Origin of the sequence: Helicobacter sp. 13S00477-4, from assembly GCF_002272785.1 — a bacterium.
In the GTDB taxonomy this organism is placed as follows: Bacteria; Campylobacterota; Campylobacteria; order Campylobacterales; family Helicobacteraceae; genus Helicobacter_J.
Window position 1 is genome coordinate 1 of the sequence record NZ_MLAS01000009.1, and the last position, 18,316, is coordinate 18,316.

An 18,316-nucleotide genomic window follows, 5' to 3' on the forward strand; every position below is an offset into this window, starting at 1 on the left:
AGAAAAGTTCAAAGCAGAGAGATTATTATAGGTAGCATTGGATAGAGATGAGAGTGTTTTTTGTTCTGAATGGATAGTGGAGATAGCTTTTTGTTGTATTTTAGCTAGGGTGGTTATTTGAGCGATTTTGTTTTCGATGGCTTGAAGGTTTGTTTGATTGGTTTGGATATTGTTGTTGATTTCTGAAAGGTTGTCTAGGTTGTTTTTTATATATGTTGTTATTGTGGGATTAGAATAACTTTGAATGTTAGAAAAAGTTTCTTCAATTTTATCTAAATTATTTATCATATTTGGCAAATAACTATTTTTTAATTCAGTATAAGTTATTAAACTACTATTATTTACTAAATTTTTTAAATCATTTAGTAAAGTTCTTAAATTTTTTATTTCATTATTACTGAAATAAGCCTCAATGAAAGCTGCGTGAATAGAATTAGACGCTTCAATTATATTTTCTTTAATATTATTTTTTTCTGAAACAAGTTTCTTATTTAATGTATCAATGCTTTTTTCTACTTCAGCCTTATTCTCATTGAGAATCTTGAATTGCTCTTCTATGCCTGATTTAGCTTTGTCTTTGGAGAAAGAGAGTGCCGTTTGAAGGTTTATATTGAAGGACTGGATTGGTTGAGTTGTTGATACTGAACTCCCTGCAGAGATAGAGTCAGCTTTTAATGATGCCCCCCCCCCCATAAGCAATCAAGCAAACTATTGTTGAGATTTTTAAGTATGTTTTTTTCATTTTCATTATAGAACCTTTTTTTGTCAAATGTTTAGAATATTATAAAACTTATTTTCATAAATGTCAATATAAAATTGATTTTTTTACTTATGGGGGGGGGGGTATAGTAAATTAATTGCTTTCAAAGAAATTAAAGATTTTAAAGAAAGATTTTAATGATTGATAAGTTTTTAGGTTTTTGTATAGAGTAGGGATAAGTTGACCACCCAATGGGTAAAATCCATAAGGGTGGATATGATGTGAAGTATCTTAAACTAAAAAAATTTAGGAAAGAAGATTTTATATCAAGGAGTTGAGTGATACTTAGTGTTTAGAGTTTTTATGGATTTGAGATTGGGAAGTTTTTGATAGAATGATGATTTAAATTATTATCTTTGGAGTGATGATGAAAGATTGGAATCCTAAGTCTTGGAGGAATTTTCCTATAAAACAACATCCAGTTTATCCTGATGAGGAGAAGCTTGAAAAGATTGAAAGTGAATTGAAGAGTTATCCGCCTTTGGTTTTTGCTGGAGAGGCTAGGAATTTAAAAGAAAGATTCAAAGAAGCTTCTAAGGGCAGGGCTTTTTTGCTTCAGGGTGGAGATTGTGCTGAGTCTTTTTCTCAATTCAATGCTGTGAATATCCGTGATATGTTCAAAGTTATCATCCAAATGGGTGCTATATTGACTTTTGCAGGCAGTTGCCCAATCATCAAAGTCGGGAGACTTGCAGGACAGTTTGCTAAACCACGATCAAGTGATAGTGAAATTTTTAATGGGGTTGAGTTGCCTAGTTATCGTGGTGATATTATCAATGGCGTTGAATTTGATACACAAAGTAGAGTCCCTGATCCTGATAGGATGCTACGAGCTTATCATCAAAGTGCTGCGACTTTGAACCTTATTAGGGCTTTTGCACAGGGCGGATTGGCAGATTTAAATGAAGTTCATCGTTGGAATTTGGATTTTGTTAAGAATAATCCTTTTGGAAAAAAATATGAAGAATTGGCCGATAGGATTACTCAAACACTAGGCTTTATGGAGGCTTGTGGCATTAATGTGCAAAATACTCCTATTTTGAAAGAAACAGAGTTTTATACCAGTCATGAAGCTTTATTGCTAAATTATGAAGAGCAGTTGGTGCGTAAAGATAGCTTGAGTGATCAATGGTATGATTGTTCTGCACATATGCTTTGGATTGGTGAGCGTACAAGGGGACTTGATGAGGCTCATTTAGAGTTTTTGCGAGGGGTAAAGAATCCGCTTGGAATCAAGATTGGTCCAAATGCAACCAAAAAGGATATTTTGGGTATTTGTGATATACTCAACCCCCTTAATGAAGCGGGTCGTTTGAATTTTATAGTTCGTATGGGGTCAGATATTATCAAGACAAATTTCCCTAAACTCCTCAAAGAAATCAATCCTGAGGGCAGAGAAATTTTATGGAGTTGCGATCCGATGCATGGTAATACTATGAAGGCAAGCTCAGGATATAAAACGCGTGCATTTGATAGGGTGCTTTCAGAAGTCAAGAGCTTTTTTGAAATCCATTCTTCAGAAGGTAGCTATGCTGGTGGTGTGCATTTGGAAATGACTGGACAAGATGTAACAGAATGCGTAGGGGGGTCTCAAGCTATTACTGAGGCAGGCTTGAGTTCTAATTATAATACACAATGCGATCCTCGCTTGAATGCAACTCAAGCCATTGAGCTGGCATTTTTGATTGCTGATATTTTGAAAAATAGGCAGTTATAGAGCATTTTTGTTTTTTAAGTTTTTGATATAATCTTGAGTCTTTGAAAATCAAACTAAAAAAGGATAAAAATGGTAAAAATATTTATGGTAATTGGAACAATGGGTGTATTTTTCCTGAATGGATGTGTTGTGAATGAAGAACAGGTAAAAAAAGATGAGTCAAACTATATTCCATCTGAACAGACAACTTGGGAACCTGAACAAAAATGATTTATTTTAAAATGCCATTGGCATTTTCCTCGCTTTTACTTCTGTAGAATATTTAAATATATTGTTTTTTGTCTCGATTGATATTTTAGCTATGATTCCAAAATCTAAAATTTTAAGGGTAATAGGATGAGTAAAACCTTTGTTTTTTCTTTTTGGATAATCATTGCAGTATTGGGAGCATTTTGTTTTGGTGTATTGGCTCTCAATGAGGGAGAAAATATTAGTGCAATATGGTTGATTGTAGCTAGTGTGTGTATTTATAGTATTGGTTATAGATTTTATAGCAAATTTATTGCTTATAAGGTTCTTAAGCTTGATGATAATCGTGCGACTCCTGCTGTAGTTCATAATGATGGGAAAGATTATGTCCCTACCAATAGATTTGTCCTTTTTGGACATCACTTTGCTGCTATTGCAGGTGCAGGACCATTAGTGGGTCCAATTTTAGCAGCACAGATGGGTTATTTGCCTAGCATGATATGGATTTTAGTGGGGGGAGTTTTGGCTGGTGCTGTCCATGATTTTGTGGTTTTATTTGCTTCTATAAGACGTAATGGTAAGTCTTTAGGTGAAATGATAAAAGATGAATTAGGGCATATTACTGGTGGTTTTGCAATGCTAGGGATTTTTGGGATTATGTTGATTATCATTGCTATTTTGGCAATGGTTGTTGTGAAGGCATTGGCTGAAAGTCCTTGGGGATTTTTTACTATCATAATGACATTACCTATTGCTGTTTTGATGGGTGTTTATATGCGTTATATTCGTCCGGGTAAAGTAGGTGAAGCTTCTGTGATTGGATTTGTTTTGCTTATGATTGCATTATATTATGGTAGGTATATTGCAGCAGATGAAGTTTTGGCTGCTTATTTTACTTTCGATGCACCGACTTTGGCGATAATGATGATAGGTTATGGGTTTGTAGCAGCTATTTTGCCTGTATGGTTTTTGCTTGCTCCAAGAGATTATTTGAGTACTTTTTTGAAAATCGGTGTTATTTTGGGGATGGCTATAGCGATTGTTTTTGTTGCCCCACCTTTGCAAATGCCAAAAATCACGCAATATCTTGATGGAAGTGGTCCTGTTTTTGCTGGGAGTTTATTTCCGTTTTTATTCATAACTATTGCTTGTGGAGCAATCAGTGGATTTCATGCTTTGATTGCTTCAGGGACTACGCCTAAAATGTTAGAAAAAGAATCTCATGCGAGGATGGTGGGCTATGGTTCTATGATTATGGAATCAGCAGTCGCTATCATGGCTTTAATTGCTGCTAGTATATTACATCCAGGAGTCTATTTTGCTATCAATTCTCCAGCAGTTACTATTGGAAGTGATATTTCTTCAGTTGTGCAGACTATTTCAAACTGGGGTTTTCAGATCACTCCTGAAGAAATCATTAACCTTACTCATAATATTGGCGAACAGACAATTTTGAGTCGAACCGGTGGTGCTCCTACTTTTGCTATTGGTTTGGCATTGATTGTCCATCAGATGATAGGCGGTCCAGAAATGATGGCTTTTTGGTATCACTTTGCTATTTTGTTTGAAGCTCTTTTTATTTTGACAGCTGTGGATGCTGGGACGAGGACTTGTCGTTTTATGGTTCAAGATATTTTAGGTAATATTTATAAGCCTTTAGGGAATACGCATTCTTATTTTGCTGGTATTGTTGCTACAGCGATTTGTGTATGTGGTTGGGGGTATTTTCTTTATCAAGGTGCTATTGATTCAAAGGGAGGGATTTATTCGCTTTGGCCATTGTTTGGTGTGAGTAATCAAATGTTGGCAGGAATGGGACTTTTGCTTGGAACAGTTATTTTATTTAAAATGGGCAGGGTTAAATATGCTTGGATAACTGCTTTGCCTGCTATCTTTGTCCTCACCGCAACATTTTATGCTGGTATTCAAAAAATTATGCCTGCAAGTGGTGTTGAGATAGCAGATAGTGTCAGTCATATTGCTATAGCACAAAATTTGACTAAAAAGCTTGCTTCTTTAGATGATCCTCAACAGATCCATGCTATTCAAACAATTATTATTAATAATATTGTGAATGCAATTTTGTGTGTTTTTTTTATGTTGGTAACTTTGATGGTGATTATTTCTTGTGTGAGGGTTTGTTTTAGGTATTTAAAGGATGGGAAGCAAAATGTCTACCCTCCGTTACAGGAAGCTGATTATGTTGAGGTAAATAAATGAAAATCGTTGAAAAAATTTTAAAATTTTATCAAAAGTCTGATCGATTCTTTTACTTGTTGGTAGGTCTTCCTAGCTATGATAAGTATCTGGAGCATATGTATAAGCATCATCCAGATAAAATCCCTCAAAATAGGAAAGAGTTTTTTAAAGAGGCTCAAGAGAGACGTTATAATAGTTTTAATGCGAATAGATGCTGATAGAAAAAAGGACATAGGGTATGTCAATCAAATTTCTATTAGCAAAATGGCTAATCTAAAGTTTATTCTAGTTCAAGTTTATTTTTAATGAGGTAGCGACTTAATAGATAAAAAATGATGATTTGGATGCATTTTATACCATAGAGCATTATTGAATTTTCCATATTATTAATATCATATGAATATAAAATGTTTGATTGGATAGTAGTATAAAAATGGGATAAAAATATCCAAAAAAAGCCTTTAAAAATACCCAATAAAATTTCTATCCCTGCGAATATTAAAACTCCTATAATGAATCGATATTTTTTGATTTTTCCGATATTCAAAAGGCTAAGTATGAATAAAAATTTTACAAGGAATAATGCTGATGTGATAAAGAGATTTAAGTGCAATAATAATGAATTAAATGGATTTGAAAAAATTTGTGTATATGTATCTATTATCAGGATTATTGACAGATTAGGATTGAAGAGTTTTGATAAAAATAATGAAACATAAAGTGTGAGTAGTGTTGTAGCTAACCAGAATAGATTGATGAAGATTTTTGGTAGCAAAATAGCATCAATGCTAATAGGTAGTGAAAAAGTCAAGTATCCTTGTGTAAAGAATAGTTTCTTATTCATAGAGTTGAAAATAGCTAATACTATGAATACCAGTGCAAAAAAACAACCGATAAAAAATCCACTATAAAGTGCTGTATTTAATATTTCTATATAAGGAGAATATAATGTAATTGGAATAGAAATAAGAGCAATCCCTATAGAACAAAAAAATATAATTGCATTGATAAGCAATAAACCTGCATAATTATCTAAAAAATCATATTTTAATATTTTTTTCATCTAAAACTTTCTTTAAAAGCCTCTTCAAGATTTTTATAGTGGGCTTTTATTTCTTGAGTTGTGTCAAATTTAATGATTTTGCCATCTTTGATGAAAATACACATATCAAGGTAATCTTCAACATCATTGACAAGATGAGTTGAGATAAGCACACTTGCATTTGAATGTGTATTTTGCAATATCAGATCAAAAATCTCTTGACGTGCTAAGGGATCTACGCCTGCAATAGGCTCATCAAATAAATATAATTTTGCCTTGCGAGAAAGGGTTAGGATGAGTTGGAGTTTTTCTTTGGTTCCCTTAGATAGATTTTTGAAACTTCTTTGTGAGGGGATTTGAAAATTTTTGAGTAAATTATTTGCTTTGAGTTTATCAAAATCTCCAAAAAAATCTCCAAAAAAGTTTAATGCTTTTTGAGCATTCCAATTTTCATCTAAGTAGTTAATATCAGGGAGATAAGAAGTAATTTTTTTAGTTTCTATGCCTAGTTTGTTTCCATCTATGAGTATTTTACCTTGATATTGATGTAAAAGGTTGGCTAAAATTTTTATTAATGTAGTTTTTCCTGCTCCATTAGGACCTAATAAACCAATGATTTTTTTATCTGGCAAGGAAAGATTGATATCTTCTAATACAGGCGTATTTTTATAGTTTTTATAAAGATGTTGGATATCAATGAATGTATTTTGCATTTTTTCTCCAGATTTTTGGCGAAATTTAATCTAACTTTGTTTTAGATTTTATCTAAAAATGACACTGATTTTGCTAAAAATCTCCTGAGCAATAATCCAATTAAATTTCTTTAATTTGGCATAGTTTTATTTTATTTGTGTATTTAGTCATATTTATCTTGGGCATTCTAAAAACAAATCAAAATAACTTTTATTTCTAAGCTCTCTTTTGGTATCCAGATTTATGATGACTTCTTGTGTTTGATTCAATGTCCCTGATATTTCTTTTTTTATGACTATTTTACAGCCTTTGATGACAAATATTGGAGGGATTTTTTTGATGATTATTTGGTATTTATTTGTAGAGAGTTTTTTGAGTGGATAGTTTTTGTAGGTACCAATAGTCGAATATCTGTCAATTGATTTTTGTGCGTATTTATATTCGTAAATCTTGCCATTGATATTAGTGATTTGAGTGAAGGAATCTTTTAATGCAAAAGTTTGCACTTGTTGTTTTGATTCATATATGCCGCCTTCCATAAATCTTTGTAATTCTTTGGAATAGACATTTAAAATGAGCATTTGGGATTGTTTTTCAACATTAATATCTTCTTTTTTTGGCTCATAAAATTCTTCTTGAATGAAGATAACTTTTTTAGCTTTATTATCTTTTTTATCTTTAAGGAGATTTATGGTTGGAGATGAGTCATTTTTGTTAGTAGTAGTTTCTTTTGAGCCATCAAGATTTTTATTTTGTTTATTTTCAAGGATTTTAGATTTTTTTTTGTCTATTATTTCTTCATCAGATTGTTGAGTGGAAGTGCTTTGTGTGGGAGCTTTAGTGATCGGAAGATTTATTTCTTCTTTTTGGGTAGGTAGGGGAAGTATATTTTGGTCTTCTTGAGCATTTAGGAAGTTTATCAGGATAATACCTAAAAGTGTTCCCAATAAGGGTTTTTTCATTTTATTTTACTCCTATGATTTTAAAGTTTTGGTTATGATTGCATAACTATTTTTTAAATCTGAATCAAAGATTATAAGAAAAATATCATTAAAGAGAAGCAAGTTTATGAAAAAAATCGCAATTTTAGGAAAACCAAATGTTGGCAAGAGTTCTTTATTCAATCGTTTTGCCAAAGAGAGGATAGCTATTACTTCTGAGATATCTGGTACTACTAGGGATGTCAATAAGAAAATCATCATGTTGAATGGAAATGAAATTGAAATTTGTGATACAGGTGGTCTTGATGATAGCTCTTCTTTGTTTTTACATGTAAAAGATTTGAGTTTAAAAACTGCTAGAGAAGCTGATGTTGTGATTTATCTAACAGATGGGAAGGTGATACCTCAAGATGATGATAAGAAGCTTTTTAGAGAGCTTTGTAAAATCAATAATAAATGTTTTTTGGTTGTCAACAAAATTGATAACGATAAAGACAAGCAACTTGCTTATGATTTTGTTTCTTTTGGGACAAAAGATATATCCTTTATTTCTGTGAGTCATAATAGGGGTATATCAAATCTTATTGAAAAAATTTTGCTTCAATTAGGTTTTAAGACAGAGGTATTATACAACCAAGATGAGGATGAAGATATTGTTGAATATATCCAAAATATTCAAGAAGATCCTCAAAAACCTGATGATGCAATCCGTGTAGGTATCATTGGTAGAGTGAATGTTGGTAAAAGCTCTTTGTTAAATGCACTCATAGGAGAAGAGAGGAGTGTGGTTTCTGAAATAGGAGGGACTACGATTGATCCTGTTGATGAAAATATTTTTATTGATAATAAACAAGTATGTTTTGTTGACACTGCAGGTATCAGAAGAAGAGGTAAGATTGAAGGCATAGAAAAATATGCCATGGATAGGACAAATAAAGTTCTTCAAAAAAGCCATATTTGTTTGTTGGTTTTAGATGTGAGTGTGTCTTTTGTAGAATTAGATGAAAAGATCAGTTCTTTGGTAGATAAATATGCCTTAGGGGTTATTATTGTCTTGAACAAATGGGATATTCGTCGTGCTGAATACAAAGAGATAATTGCAGAATTGAAAAGAAAGTTTAGATTTTTGGAATACGCACCTATATTGACAATTAGTGCATTGAATCATCGTCATATCAAAGAACTCAAAGAGAAAATTTTAGAAGTTTATAAATATTTTTCTTATCGTATCCCTACTAGCATCTTAAATGAGACAATTTCAGAGGCTACAAAAAGGCATTCCCTTCCAAGTGATCATGGTAAAATTGTAAAGATTTATTATGCGACGCAATATGATACAAAACCTCCACGTATTTCTTTAGTGATGAATAGACCAAAAGCTTTGCATTTTAGCTATAAGAGGTATTTGGTTAATGTTATGAGAGAAAAATTTAGTTTTTTAGGTACTCCAATTATATTCATACCAAAAGGTAAGAATCAAAATACCCAAGAGGATTTTTAATGGTTTATAAATTTTATTTTCAGAGAAGATATTGATGGATTTTTTTACTCCCTTAAGGGCAATGATATTGGCTACTTTTATATCCATTTTTTTGATGGTAATAAAATTTGTTGTAGCTCTTCTGACTGGTTCAATTGTTGTTTTGGCAAGTGCGATTGATTCATTATTAGATATTTGTATATCGGCATTTAATTATTTTGCCCTTAAAGAAGCTTCCAAGCCTTCAAATGAGAAATTTAATTATGGATTTGGAAAAATACAATACATTGCCACAACAATTGAGGGCATATTGATATTACTTTCTGCTGTTTATATTTGTTATGAATCATTTACTCGTTTGCATTCTGGTGCTATTTTGAATAATATGAATGCAGCAATTTGGGTGATGATATTAAGTATGATTGTTGTGGGCGGATTGGTATTATTTTTGTATCAAGTGGCAAAAATCAGTCAAAATCCTGTTATTGAAGCAGATATATTGCATTATAAAAGCGATTTATTTAGCAATGGTGCAGTTTTGATTTCGCTCTTAGTCATAGGGTTGAGTGGTTTTTCATTGATAGATCCTATATTAGGTGTTTTTATTGCTGTTTATATTGCTTATGGGGCTTTAAAGATCATTCGTTCGGGTATTTTGATGCTATTGGACACAGCATTGGATAAACAAACTCATGATAATTTATTGTATATTTTAAATGATAGTGAAATTTTAGGTTATTATAATCTAAAAACTCGTATTGTTGGAGATAGTGTGTTTGTTGTCGTTTATTTGATATTTGAAAAACAAATCACACTTTTATCTGCCCATAGTATTTGTGATGAGATAGAAAATCGTATCAGGAGCATTGATATGAATAAAAAATGGGAAATAACGACTCATTTAGAGCCTGTAGAGTATTTTGAAAATAATAATCTTAGTTTTATAAAAAGGAAAAATGCTTGAAACATTATATTGATTTTATCTATTCTAAGGATATTGAAAAATCTACTATTTACCCTTATTTGAAATGCAATACTTTGGAAGCAAAAATTTTACAATATATGGCCGAAGCACTATTAGGCAGTAATGATGAGTTTAATGTTTTGAATCTTTTGGGCAATATTTTTAAGGCAAAACAGATAGATTTGCTGCAGTATTTGCCTAATATAAAGAATCTTTTAGAGTTAGGATGGGTTATCCAGAGTGGTTTTGTTTCTGCTAGGGTGAATGAAATTGTAATTTTGGAAATATTGAATATAAATATTGCTTTGAGTCCAAGTTTTTTAAAACTCCTTGAAGATGGTACGCTTAATCTTGAATTACCTGAAATCAGTCCTTATGACGATCATTTAGAATACCTAAAAGATCAATTTTTACGTATTGATTTACTTCAAAAGATTGGCTATAGTTTTCAAAAAGTTTCTCCTACATCACTTTCTCGTACAAAACAACGTATCAAGTTATTAGAAGATAGGATTTTATCTCGACTCAAAATCACAAAAATACCTATCCGTGTTGAAATGCTTATCAAAGAAAATTCTTTAAATACTAAAGAAGAAATCATATTTTTTGCTTTGCTTAAAGAGGAGTATTCTGGCAGTGATGAAAGTCTGAGGGATATGAATAGTTTGATAGATTTGGTGAGCGAGAATGAATATGATAGGATTAAAAATCGCACGCTTTTAGATGAAAAAAGCACCTTAATAGAAAAAAATCTTATTGATTATGATGAAATGCTTAATCCTTTTGGGGGCATCAGCAGAACATTTTTTATACCTGAAGAGGTATTACAAACTATAGTCCATCCAAATCGAAAGAAAAAGAAGACCAAAATCACATTACAATCTTTGGTGAAAGAGCAGGAAATTTTTGAAATCCTTGATCCTAAAATCAGTTTAGATGAAATTATTTTATTTCCAAAAACTAAAGAAACTTTGAATGCATTACTCAGGCAAGTTGATGCAAAAGTTATTGCTAGACTTAGAGAGTGGGGTATTAAAGAGAAAGGTAAAGGTATTGATGCTAAGATTATTTTTTATGGACCTCCTGGTACAGGAAAAACACTTACTGCATTAGGGATTGCTAAAAGCCTTAAAAAATCTGTTATAAGTTTTGATTGTTCAAAGATTCTTTCAATGTATGTAGGAGAATCAGAGAAAAATGTTCGTAAGATATTTGATGGCTATAAAGATATTGCTCAAAAATTCAAAAATAATCCAATACTTTTGCTTGATGAGGCTGATCAATTTTTGAGTACACGTGTCAATAGTGGGAGTGGTGTTGAAAAAATGCACAATCAGATGCAAAATATTTTTTTAGAACAGATTGAAAAGTTTGAAGGTATCTTGATTGCTACAACTAATCTTTTGGAAACTATTGATGTGGCATTTTCGCGTAGGTTTAACTATAAGATAGAGTTCAAAAAACCTTCTATTGAACAAAGGATATTGTTGTGGAAAAAATATCTCCCTAAAAATGCACAATATCATAAGTCTTGTTCAATTGAAATGCTAGCGAGTGAATTAGCCACTTATCCTTTGAGCGGAGGGCAGATTTTATTAGTCATTAAGAATACGGCTTATAAGGTTGCGACTCGAACTCAGGCTATTTTTGACAAGGAAGATTTTATTGAAGAGATAAAAAAAGAGCAAAGTGGAAATTTTGATGGAGAAAAAAATGTAGGTTTTCAATCATAAAAATAGATATAAACAAAAGGATATGACTATTTTTAATTTTTGTTTAATTATTTAGTAGTATTATTAGAGACAAACAAAAACTAGAGGAGAAAGGAATGAAATCATTAGGACTAAAAGTTTTGGTAATTTTGCCATTGGTAGCTGGAGTAAGTTTTGGTTTTGATGCCAAGTTAGCCAAACAAAAGGAAGCAACAGGGATAAATTTGCCTGTTAGTGAATGGAAATTGCCTGCAGCAATGAAAGAAGATGGGTATGTTGATGAAAGCAAAATGCCAAAAGGTTCTAGATATACTGAAATGGTAGTTTTGGGTAATAAGATTTTGAATGAGACTACAAAATATGTTGGTCCTCAAGCTAAAGATCCAAAAATGAGATATGCTGGAAGTAATCTTTCTTGTTCGAGCTGTCATGCTCTTGGGGGTACTGTGCCTTATCAATCTGGCTTTGTGGGAGTTTATGCTAGATTCCCTGAGTATCGTTCAAGAAGTGATTCTATCAATACTTTGGAAGATAGGATTAATGGATGTATGACAAGGAGTCTTAATGGTAAGCCTTTGCCTATAGATTCAAAAGAAATGAAAGCTATCGTTACATATATGCAATGGCTTTCACAAGGTATTCCTGTTGGAGGAAAAGTCAAAGGGCAAGGTCTTGTAAAGATGGCTTTGATGGATAGGGCTGCAGATCCTAAAAAAGGTGAAATTGTTTTTAAGGAAAAATGTGTTGCTTGCCATCAAGATAATGGAGAGGGTATGAAAAATCCTGATCCTTCAAATGGTGCTTACTATCTTTTCCCGGCTCTTTGGGGCAAGGACAGTTATAATACTGGAGCTGGTATGCATCGCGAGCTTAAGGCAGCAGCTTATATCAAAGCAAATATGCCTCAAGGAAATCCTGACTTGACTGATGAGCAGGCTTATGATGTTGCTGCTTATATCAATTCTCAGCCACGACCTGTTAAAAAAGGTGGCGAAAAAGATTATCCTGATAAAAGAGTTAAACCTGTTGATGCAGTCGTAGGACCTTATTTAGATAAATTACCTCAAAAACAACATCAATTTGGTCCTTACAAAGGAATGACTAAATAATCTTAAATGGTTTGGATAGGATCAATATCTATTTCAAACCCCATTTTTTGTGAATAACTATTGATATTATGCATTAGCTTCATAATAGCTGTATGCGATGTAGAGCGAAGAAAAATTTGATAGCGGTATTTTGAAGCTATTTTTTCTACACCGCATTTTCCAGCACCTATAATAATTATTTCTTTATTTTTTAATGTTTCAAGTATTTTGATGATAAAATCCATATTTTTTTTTGCTTTTTCATCTTCAACATGCGAGAAACGAAGCATTGCTAGCTTTGTATAAGGTGGATAGGAATGTGATCTGTGCGTAAGCTCAAAATTTATGAAATCTTCATAATCATCCATGAACTTTTTTAAGAAATCACAATTTAAACTTTGCAAGATAACTTCACCATTTTCTTTTCTCCCACTTCTTCCAGCTAATTGATGGATAAGCGATAATGTTTTTTCATAACTTCTGTATTCCCCACTCCTTAAGAGATAATCAATTCCTAAAATAACTGAAAGGCTCACACTATGATAGTCATGACCCTTACTGATCATTTGTGTGCCAATAAGGATGTCTATTTTTTTATGATTAAAATCATTGAGGATTTTTTTTAATTTATTTTGAGTGTTTGTGTGATCTTTGTCAAAAATTGCAATTGAAGCTTGTGGGAGTAGCTCTTGTAATTCAAGTGCTACTTGTGCAGTGCCTAATCTTTTGGTAGAAAGGTCATGGTTTTTACAATTTGGACAATATGAGGGGATAGGAAGGGTATAGTTGCAATAATGACAACAGAGGATTTTTTTCCCCAAATGCAAACTCATATCAATACTGCAAAAGGGACATTGGATACTTTGAGCACAATTTTGACAGAGGATAGTTTTAAAATTTGCCCTTGTAGGTAGAAAAATGATAGCTTGTTTTTTTTGTTTGAGTGTTTTTTCCAAATGATTTAGGATAAAAGGAGTGATTTGAGTGAGGTGATTTTCATATAAAATCTCTTTTTTGGAATCAAAATGTCTGCCTTTTAGGCGGATAAGACTATTAGTTTTTTTTGCATTTTCATAACTAGTTAAGCTTGGTGTAGCAGAGCCTAAGATGATTTTTATTTTATTTTTTTTACCCAGATATAGACTGATATCTCTAGCATTATATGTAGGTCTATTTTGAGATTTGTAAGCATCATCATGTTCTTCATCAATGATAATTAGACTTAGATTTGGGAGTGGCAAAAAAAGAGCACTTCTAGCTCCAGCAATGATCCTTATTTGACTTGTTTGAATTTTTTGGAGTATTTCTTTTTTCTTTTTGGCCGATATTTTGCTGTGCCATATGCCTACAATATCTCCAAATACATTTTTGAGTCGTTCTTCTATTTGTGGAGTCAGAGAGATTTCAGGCATTAGAAAAAAGGCATTCTTTTTTTTTGAGATTGTCTGGATGAGCAATTGGATGTATATTTCTGTTTTTCCACTACCAGTATCTCCAAATAGTAGACTAAAAGGCTGATTTTGTATTGTTTTGAGTGCTTTTTCTTGGTGTATGTTGAGTGGATTTGTGCTATAAGAATCAGTAGGGAGAATGATTGAATCTAAATGATTTGTTTCAAAGGGTATGAATAGCCCATAAGCTTCTCCATAACTGCAACAATAGTATTGAGCAATAAAATCAGCTAAAATTATCTGATTGTATCCAAAATAGTAAGGTGTTTTTGTAGCTTCTCTGCAAGTAAAATTAGGTTTTTGACAATCAGAAAGTATGACACCTTGAGTTTTTTTATTCTTGATATAAATATTTACAATATCACCTTTTTGGAATGTATTTGGGGATTGATAGGTGAAAATAGGAGAGTTGACTTTAAGTGGGGCTATTTGATAATAATTCATTGTGAGATTTTTTGTAAAATGCCTTTTAAATGTTGATTGAGGAGTGAATATTCTTGGATTTTATTTAAATGAGATTGTAACAATTCTACGAGTTCTAAATTTTGATCTTCAAAGGTCTGTTTGATTTCATCTATAGCTTCTTGAGTGAAACCATTGAGTCTGATCTGAAATTTTCTGCCTGAAATTTTGATTTCAATGAATTCTTGAGTCATTCTAATATTTCTTTAACTTTATCATAAAGCTCTTGTAAACTTTTATCTTTATTGGCTATTTCTTCATATAATAAAGAAATTTGCTTGTCTTTTTCTTTGTCTTGAGCCATAAATGTAGTGATTTTTAGACGAAGTTCTTCAATTTCTGCTTCTTGAGATTTTATTTTTTGTAATATCAGATCGATTTTTTCACTCAATTTGTTGATTAAAGACATTTTTACTCCTGAAATAGGTTTAATACAGCCTAATTAAAGTATAATTGTAACAGAATATTCTATTGTTTTTAGGAAAAATAATGCCAAAGTTTTTACTTAATTCCCCTTATTCTCCTGCAGGAGATCAGCCTGAAGCCATAGAAAAAATTTCAAAAAGTATTGCTTCTAACCATCGTTATCAAACACTCATAGGTGTTACTGGAAGCGGGAAAACTTATACGATGGCAAATATTATAGCTAAGCTTAATATGCCTACTTTGATTATGAGTCATAATAAAACATTATGTGCACAGTTGTATAGTGAATTTAAAGGGTTTTTTCCAAAAAATCATGTTGAATATTTTATCTCTCATTTTGATTATTATCAGCCTGAAGCTTATATCCCACGTAGAGATATTTTTATTGAAAAGGATAGCTCTATTAATGAAGATCTTGAGAGGCTTAGGCTTTCAGCCACAACATCGCTTTTAGCTTACGATGATGTGATTGTGGTGGCTAGTGTTTCAGCGAATTATGGTTTAGGGAATCCTGCAGAATACCTCACGATGATAGAAAAAATAGAAACTGGAGAGCAAAGGAATTATAAAGAGTTTTTGCTTAAATTAGTTGATATGGGTTATAGTAGGAATGATAATTTTTTTGACAGAGGTAATTTTAGGGTGCAAGGAGAAAGCGTAGATATATTTCCTGCTTATAATGAAGTAGAATTTATACGTGTAGAGTTTTTTGGTGATGAGGTAGAGAGAATTGCTATTTTTGATAACATTGAACGCACAGAGATAAAAAAGCTTGATTCATATGTTTTGTATGCTGCTAATCAGTTTATTGTAGGGCAGGAAAGATTAAATATGGCACTTAAAAATATTGAAGATGAATTGCACGATCGATTGATTTTTTTTCAAAAAGAAAATATGATGGTTGAGTATAATAGATTAAAAGGGAGAACTGAATTTGATTTAGAAATGATTGCTACTAGTGGAATTTGCAAGGGTATTGAAAACTATGCTAGACATCTTACTGGAAAAGCTCCAGGAGAAACCCCTTATAGTTTGTTAGATTATTTTGCTCAAAAAAATAAACCTTATTTAGTCATAGTTGATGAATCTCATGTGAGTTTGCCACAGTTTGGTGGGATGTATGCTGGAGATATGAGCAGGAAAAATGTTCTTGTTGAATATGGATTTCGGTTGCCTTCAGCTTTAGATAATAGACCTTTGAAGTTTGATGAATTTATCAATAAAGCTCCGCATTATCTTTTTGTATCTGCTACACCTGCGGAGCTTGAAATAGGACTTTGCGATGGCAATATTGCCGAGCAGATTATTCGTCCTACAGGACTCCTTGATCCTGCTTATGAGGTAAGGGATAGTGATACGCAAGTGGAAAATCTTTTTGATGAGATCAAAAAAGTTATTGCAAAAAATGAACGAGTGCTTATCACTACCCTCACAAAAAAAATGGCTGAAGAGTTGAGTAAATATTATACGGAATTAGGTTTAAGGGTTCAGTATATGCACAGTGAAATTGATGCAATTGAGCGCAATCATATTATTAGAGGTTTAAGGCTTGGTGAATTTGATGTGCTTATTGGGATTAACTTATTAAGGGAGGGGCTTGATTTACCTGAAGTGTCTTTGGTAGCAATTATGGATGCAGATAAAGAAGGTTTTTTGCGTAGTGAAACTAGTTTAATACAGACAATGGGTCGAGCAGCAAGGAATATCAATGGCAGAGTATTGTTTTATGCTAAAAAGATTACTAAAAGTATGCAAAAAGCAATGGATATTACTGACTATCGTCGAAAGAAACAAGAAGAATTTAATGAAATCCATCATATTACTCCAAGATCTGTAGCTAGAAATGTTGAGGAAGAATTGCGTTTAGAGTCCAGTGCAAATGCTAAGATTTATGAAAAGGCACTTAAGAGATCAAAGATTCCAAAAGCTGAGCGAGATTCTATTGTCAAAGGATTGAATAAAAAAATGCAAGAAGCTGCAAAAAGGCTTGATTTTGAGGAAGCTGCGAGATTGCGTGATGAAATTGCTAAAATCCGTAGTTTATAAGAAAATCATTACGTTTTATACATAATCAAGTTCTTTGGGTTTTTGTTTTTTGGTGATAAAACGTTTTGTTTCTCTTATGCCATTAGAAGTACCTATCATTAATAGTTTTGCCTCACTAGCAATCACTGCTTCACCATCAGGCATAGGGATATACTTGCCATCTTTTTGTGTGATGCCAATGATGGACACTTTTGTGATTTCTCTGAAATGTGCTTCTTTGAGTTTGTGTAAAACAAGCCAACTGTATTTTGGCACAATAACTTCTTCAAGATCTAAAGGTGTATCTTTTTTGTAAACAAATCTTTCAAGTAAATTTTCCATATCTGGACGGATAGCCATAGCACTAATACGTTGAGCCATTAGTTTTGTAGGTGATACAACAGTATCTGAACCAAGTTTTTTTAGTTTATCTACATCTTCTTCAGTGTCTGCACTTGAAATAATATAATAAGGTCGTCGACTTAGTTCTTTTTCAAAAAGTCTCACTGAAACAATTAGTGCAATATTATCAGAGGAGATTTTAGAAAATGTAACAATACCTTTGGCACTAGATAAGTGTGTTTTTAGCATAGCAATATTAGTGTGTGGATCACTGATTATGTAATAAGGATATTTATGTTTAATAGCTTCTTTTTCGAAATCTGGTTGGTTATCGACTACTACAAAAGGGATTTGAGCATCTCGAAATTGTTTGCTGAGTTCAATGGTGTATTCATTGTGATAGCAGATAACATAGTGGTTGCGTAGCCTTGCTATTTTATTTACCATTTTTTTCTCCTTGATGAGTCTTGTTAATGTTCCATTATTGATAATGCTGATGATAAAAGCGACGCTAAAGGTTATAACTCCTGCACCAGCAAGCATTAAAAATGTCGTAAAGATAATGGCAACAGGACCAAAATCTTTTTCATTAAGAGCACCAAAACCTGTATTGGTAAAGGTATAAGAAGCTTGGAAAAATGCTTGGATAAGTGTGTAATTTTCCAGAGCAAAATATCCTAAAGTTCCAATCAGGATAAAAATTTGAATAAGGACAAGAGGGAGTCTAAAAGCCTTGAATTGTTCATATAACTCAGGTCGAAGATCAATATCTGGTTTTGAGGTGTTGCCCCAGTGGATGATTTTTTTTAGTTTATTAAACAAGGC

Annotated in this window: 17 protein-coding genes; 9 read left to right on the forward strand and 8 right to left on the reverse strand. The window is 32.3% G+C overall.

The features are described 5' to 3' along the window. Positions 1-693, reverse strand: a 693-nt coding sequence (locus BKH44_RS05450; protein ID WP_143428309.1) for a hypothetical protein, incomplete at its 3' end; no start/stop codon positions are given. Between the two features lie 434 nt (positions 694-1,127). On the opposite strand from BKH44_RS05450, the gene BKH44_RS05455 reads away from it, so the two are divergent. The 4 genes from BKH44_RS05455 (at position 1,128) to kcuS (ending at position 5,083) form a co-directional block, all read left to right on the forward strand. After that, complete coding sequence (locus tag BKH44_RS05455; protein ID WP_095270944.1) at positions 1,128-2,477, forward strand: 3-deoxy-7-phosphoheptulonate synthase class II; 1,350 nt, start codon at positions 1,128-1,130, stop codon at positions 2,475-2,477. A 69-nt stretch (positions 2,478-2,546) separates the two neighbouring features. Next, positions 2,547-2,687 carry a hypothetical protein gene (locus BKH44_RS08810; RefSeq protein WP_095270947.1) on the forward strand — a complete coding sequence of 47 codons (141 nt, stop codon included), beginning with the start codon at positions 2,547-2,549 and terminating at the stop codon, positions 2,685-2,687. A 126-nt stretch (positions 2,688-2,813) separates the two neighbouring features. Further along, on the forward strand, positions 2,814-4,886 hold the full coding sequence (locus BKH44_RS05465) for a carbon starvation CstA family protein (RefSeq protein WP_095270949.1): 2,073 nt from the start codon (positions 2,814-2,816) through the stop codon (positions 4,884-4,886). After that, positions 4,883-5,083, forward strand: coding sequence for a KCU-star family selenoprotein (gene kcuS / locus BKH44_RS05470; RefSeq protein WP_095270952.1), 201 nt, complete (start codon positions 4,883-4,885; stop codon positions 5,081-5,083). The genes BKH44_RS05465 and kcuS overlap by 4 nt, the downstream gene beginning before the upstream one ends. Positions 5,084-5,145: 62 nt before the next feature. Here the strand turns inward: kcuS and BKH44_RS05475 are convergent, their stop codons facing one another. From BKH44_RS05475 to BKH44_RS05485, 3 genes are all read right to left on the reverse strand, one after another. Further along, positions 5,146-5,928: a hypothetical protein gene (locus tag BKH44_RS05475; protein ID WP_095270955.1), complete on the reverse strand. Its 783-nt coding sequence runs from the start codon at positions 5,926-5,928 to the stop codon at positions 5,146-5,148. Continuing rightward, on the reverse strand, positions 5,925-6,620 hold the full coding sequence (locus tag BKH44_RS05480) for an ABC transporter ATP-binding protein (protein WP_095270958.1): 696 nt from the start codon (positions 6,618-6,620) through the stop codon (positions 5,925-5,927). The genes BKH44_RS05475 and BKH44_RS05480 overlap by 4 nt, the downstream gene beginning before the upstream one ends. A 153-nt stretch (positions 6,621-6,773) precedes the next feature. Further along, complete coding sequence (locus tag BKH44_RS05485) at positions 6,774-7,562, reverse strand: cell surface protein (protein ID WP_095270960.1); 789 nt, start codon at positions 7,560-7,562, stop codon at positions 6,774-6,776. Positions 7,563-7,668: 106 nt separating this feature from the next. Between BKH44_RS05485 and der the strand changes: the two genes are divergently transcribed. The 4 genes from der (at position 7,669) to BKH44_RS05505 (ending at position 12,806) form a co-directional block, all read left to right on the forward strand. Then, on the forward strand, positions 7,669-9,042 hold the full coding sequence (der, locus tag BKH44_RS05490; protein WP_095270962.1) for a ribosome biogenesis GTPase Der: 1,374 nt from the start codon (positions 7,669-7,671) through the stop codon (positions 9,040-9,042). A gap of 34 nt (positions 9,043-9,076) precedes the next feature. Continuing rightward, positions 9,077-9,985, forward strand: coding sequence for a cation diffusion facilitator family transporter (locus BKH44_RS05495; protein ID WP_095270965.1), 909 nt, complete (start codon positions 9,077-9,079; stop codon positions 9,983-9,985). Continuing rightward, positions 9,982-11,718 (forward strand): ATP-binding protein, encoded by a 1,737-nt coding sequence (locus BKH44_RS05500; RefSeq protein WP_095270968.1) that lies wholly within the window; start codon positions 9,982-9,984, stop codon positions 11,716-11,718. The genes BKH44_RS05495 and BKH44_RS05500 overlap by 4 nt, the downstream gene beginning before the upstream one ends. A 95-nt stretch (positions 11,719-11,813) precedes the next feature. Further along, positions 11,814-12,806 carry a c-type cytochrome gene (locus tag BKH44_RS05505; protein WP_095270970.1) on the forward strand — a complete coding sequence of 331 codons (993 nt, stop codon included), beginning with the start codon at positions 11,814-11,816 and terminating at the stop codon, positions 12,804-12,806. Between the two features lie 2 nt (positions 12,807-12,808). Here BKH44_RS05505 and BKH44_RS05510 read toward each other — a convergent pair whose 3' ends face one another. From BKH44_RS05510 to BKH44_RS05520, 3 genes are read right to left on the reverse strand one after another with little or no spacing between them, the layout of a single operon-like run. Further along, the gene (locus BKH44_RS05510) at positions 12,809-14,680 is read right to left on the reverse strand and encodes a primosomal protein N' (protein ID WP_095270973.1); all 1,872 of its coding nucleotides are present in this window, start codon (positions 14,678-14,680) and stop codon (positions 12,809-12,811) included. Next, positions 14,677-14,892 carry a hypothetical protein gene (locus BKH44_RS05515; protein ID WP_095270975.1) on the reverse strand — a complete coding sequence of 72 codons (216 nt, stop codon included), beginning with the start codon at positions 14,890-14,892 and terminating at the stop codon, positions 14,677-14,679. The genes BKH44_RS05510 and BKH44_RS05515 overlap by 4 nt, the downstream gene beginning before the upstream one ends. Beyond that, complete coding sequence (locus BKH44_RS05520; RefSeq protein WP_095270977.1) at positions 14,889-15,107, reverse strand: DUF904 domain-containing protein; 219 nt, start codon at positions 15,105-15,107, stop codon at positions 14,889-14,891. The genes BKH44_RS05515 and BKH44_RS05520 overlap by 4 nt, the downstream gene beginning before the upstream one ends. 80 nt (positions 15,108-15,187) lie before the next feature. On the opposite strand from BKH44_RS05520, the gene uvrB reads away from it, so the two are divergent. Then, the gene (gene uvrB / locus BKH44_RS05525) at positions 15,188-17,170 is read left to right on the forward strand and encodes an excinuclease ABC subunit UvrB (RefSeq protein ID WP_095270980.1); all 1,983 of its coding nucleotides are present in this window, start codon (positions 15,188-15,190) and stop codon (positions 17,168-17,170) included. Positions 17,171-17,185: 15 nt separating this feature from the next. On the opposite strand, the gene BKH44_RS05530 is transcribed toward uvrB, so the two are convergent. Further along, a complete protein-coding gene (locus tag BKH44_RS05530) occupies positions 17,186-18,313 on the reverse strand; it encodes a potassium channel protein (protein ID WP_095270982.1) in 1,128 nt (375 codons plus the stop codon). Positions 18,314-18,316: the final 3 nt, after the last annotated feature.

What these genes read in the sequence shown, in the direction of transcription:
- BKH44_RS05455 (WP_095270944.1), top strand. Translation starts at nt 1,128, where the DNA reads ATGAAAGATTGGAATCCTAAGTCTTGGAGGAATTTTCCTATAAAACAA.
- BKH44_RS08810 (WP_095270947.1), top strand. Translation starts at nt 2,547, where the DNA reads ATGGTAAAAATATTTATGGTAATTGGAACAATGGGTGTATTTTTCCTG.
- BKH44_RS05465 (WP_095270949.1), top strand. Translation starts at nt 2,814, where the DNA reads ATGAGTAAAACCTTTGTTTTTTCTTTTTGGATAATCATTGCAGTATTG.
- kcuS (WP_095270952.1), top strand. Translation starts at nt 4,883, where the DNA reads ATGAAAATCGTTGAAAAAATTTTAAAATTTTATCAAAAGTCTGATCGA.
- BKH44_RS05475 (WP_095270955.1), bottom strand. Translation starts at nt 5,928, where the DNA reads ATGAAAAAAATATTAAAATATGATTTTTTAGATAATTATGCAGGTTTA.
- BKH44_RS05480 (WP_095270958.1), bottom strand. Translation starts at nt 6,620, where the DNA reads ATGCAAAATACATTCATTGATATCCAACATCTTTATAAAAACTATAAA.
- BKH44_RS05485 (WP_095270960.1), bottom strand. Translation starts at nt 7,562, where the DNA reads ATGAAAAAACCCTTATTGGGAACACTTTTAGGTATTATCCTGATAAAC.
- der (WP_095270962.1), top strand. Translation starts at nt 7,669, where the DNA reads ATGAAAAAAATCGCAATTTTAGGAAAACCAAATGTTGGCAAGAGTTCT.
- BKH44_RS05495 (WP_095270965.1), top strand. Translation starts at nt 9,077, where the DNA reads ATGGATTTTTTTACTCCCTTAAGGGCAATGATATTGGCTACTTTTATA.
- BKH44_RS05505 (WP_095270970.1), top strand. Translation starts at nt 11,814, where the DNA reads ATGAAATCATTAGGACTAAAAGTTTTGGTAATTTTGCCATTGGTAGCT.
- BKH44_RS05510 (WP_095270973.1), bottom strand. Translation starts at nt 14,680, where the DNA reads ATGAATTATTATCAAATAGCCCCACTTAAAGTCAACTCTCCTATTTTC.
- BKH44_RS05515 (WP_095270975.1), bottom strand. Translation starts at nt 14,892, where the DNA reads ATGACTCAAGAATTCATTGAAATCAAAATTTCAGGCAGAAAATTTCAG.
- BKH44_RS05520 (WP_095270977.1), bottom strand. Translation starts at nt 15,107, where the DNA reads ATGTCTTTAATCAACAAATTGAGTGAAAAAATCGATCTGATATTACAA.
- uvrB (WP_095270980.1), top strand. Translation starts at nt 15,188, where the DNA reads ATGCCAAAGTTTTTACTTAATTCCCCTTATTCTCCTGCAGGAGATCAG.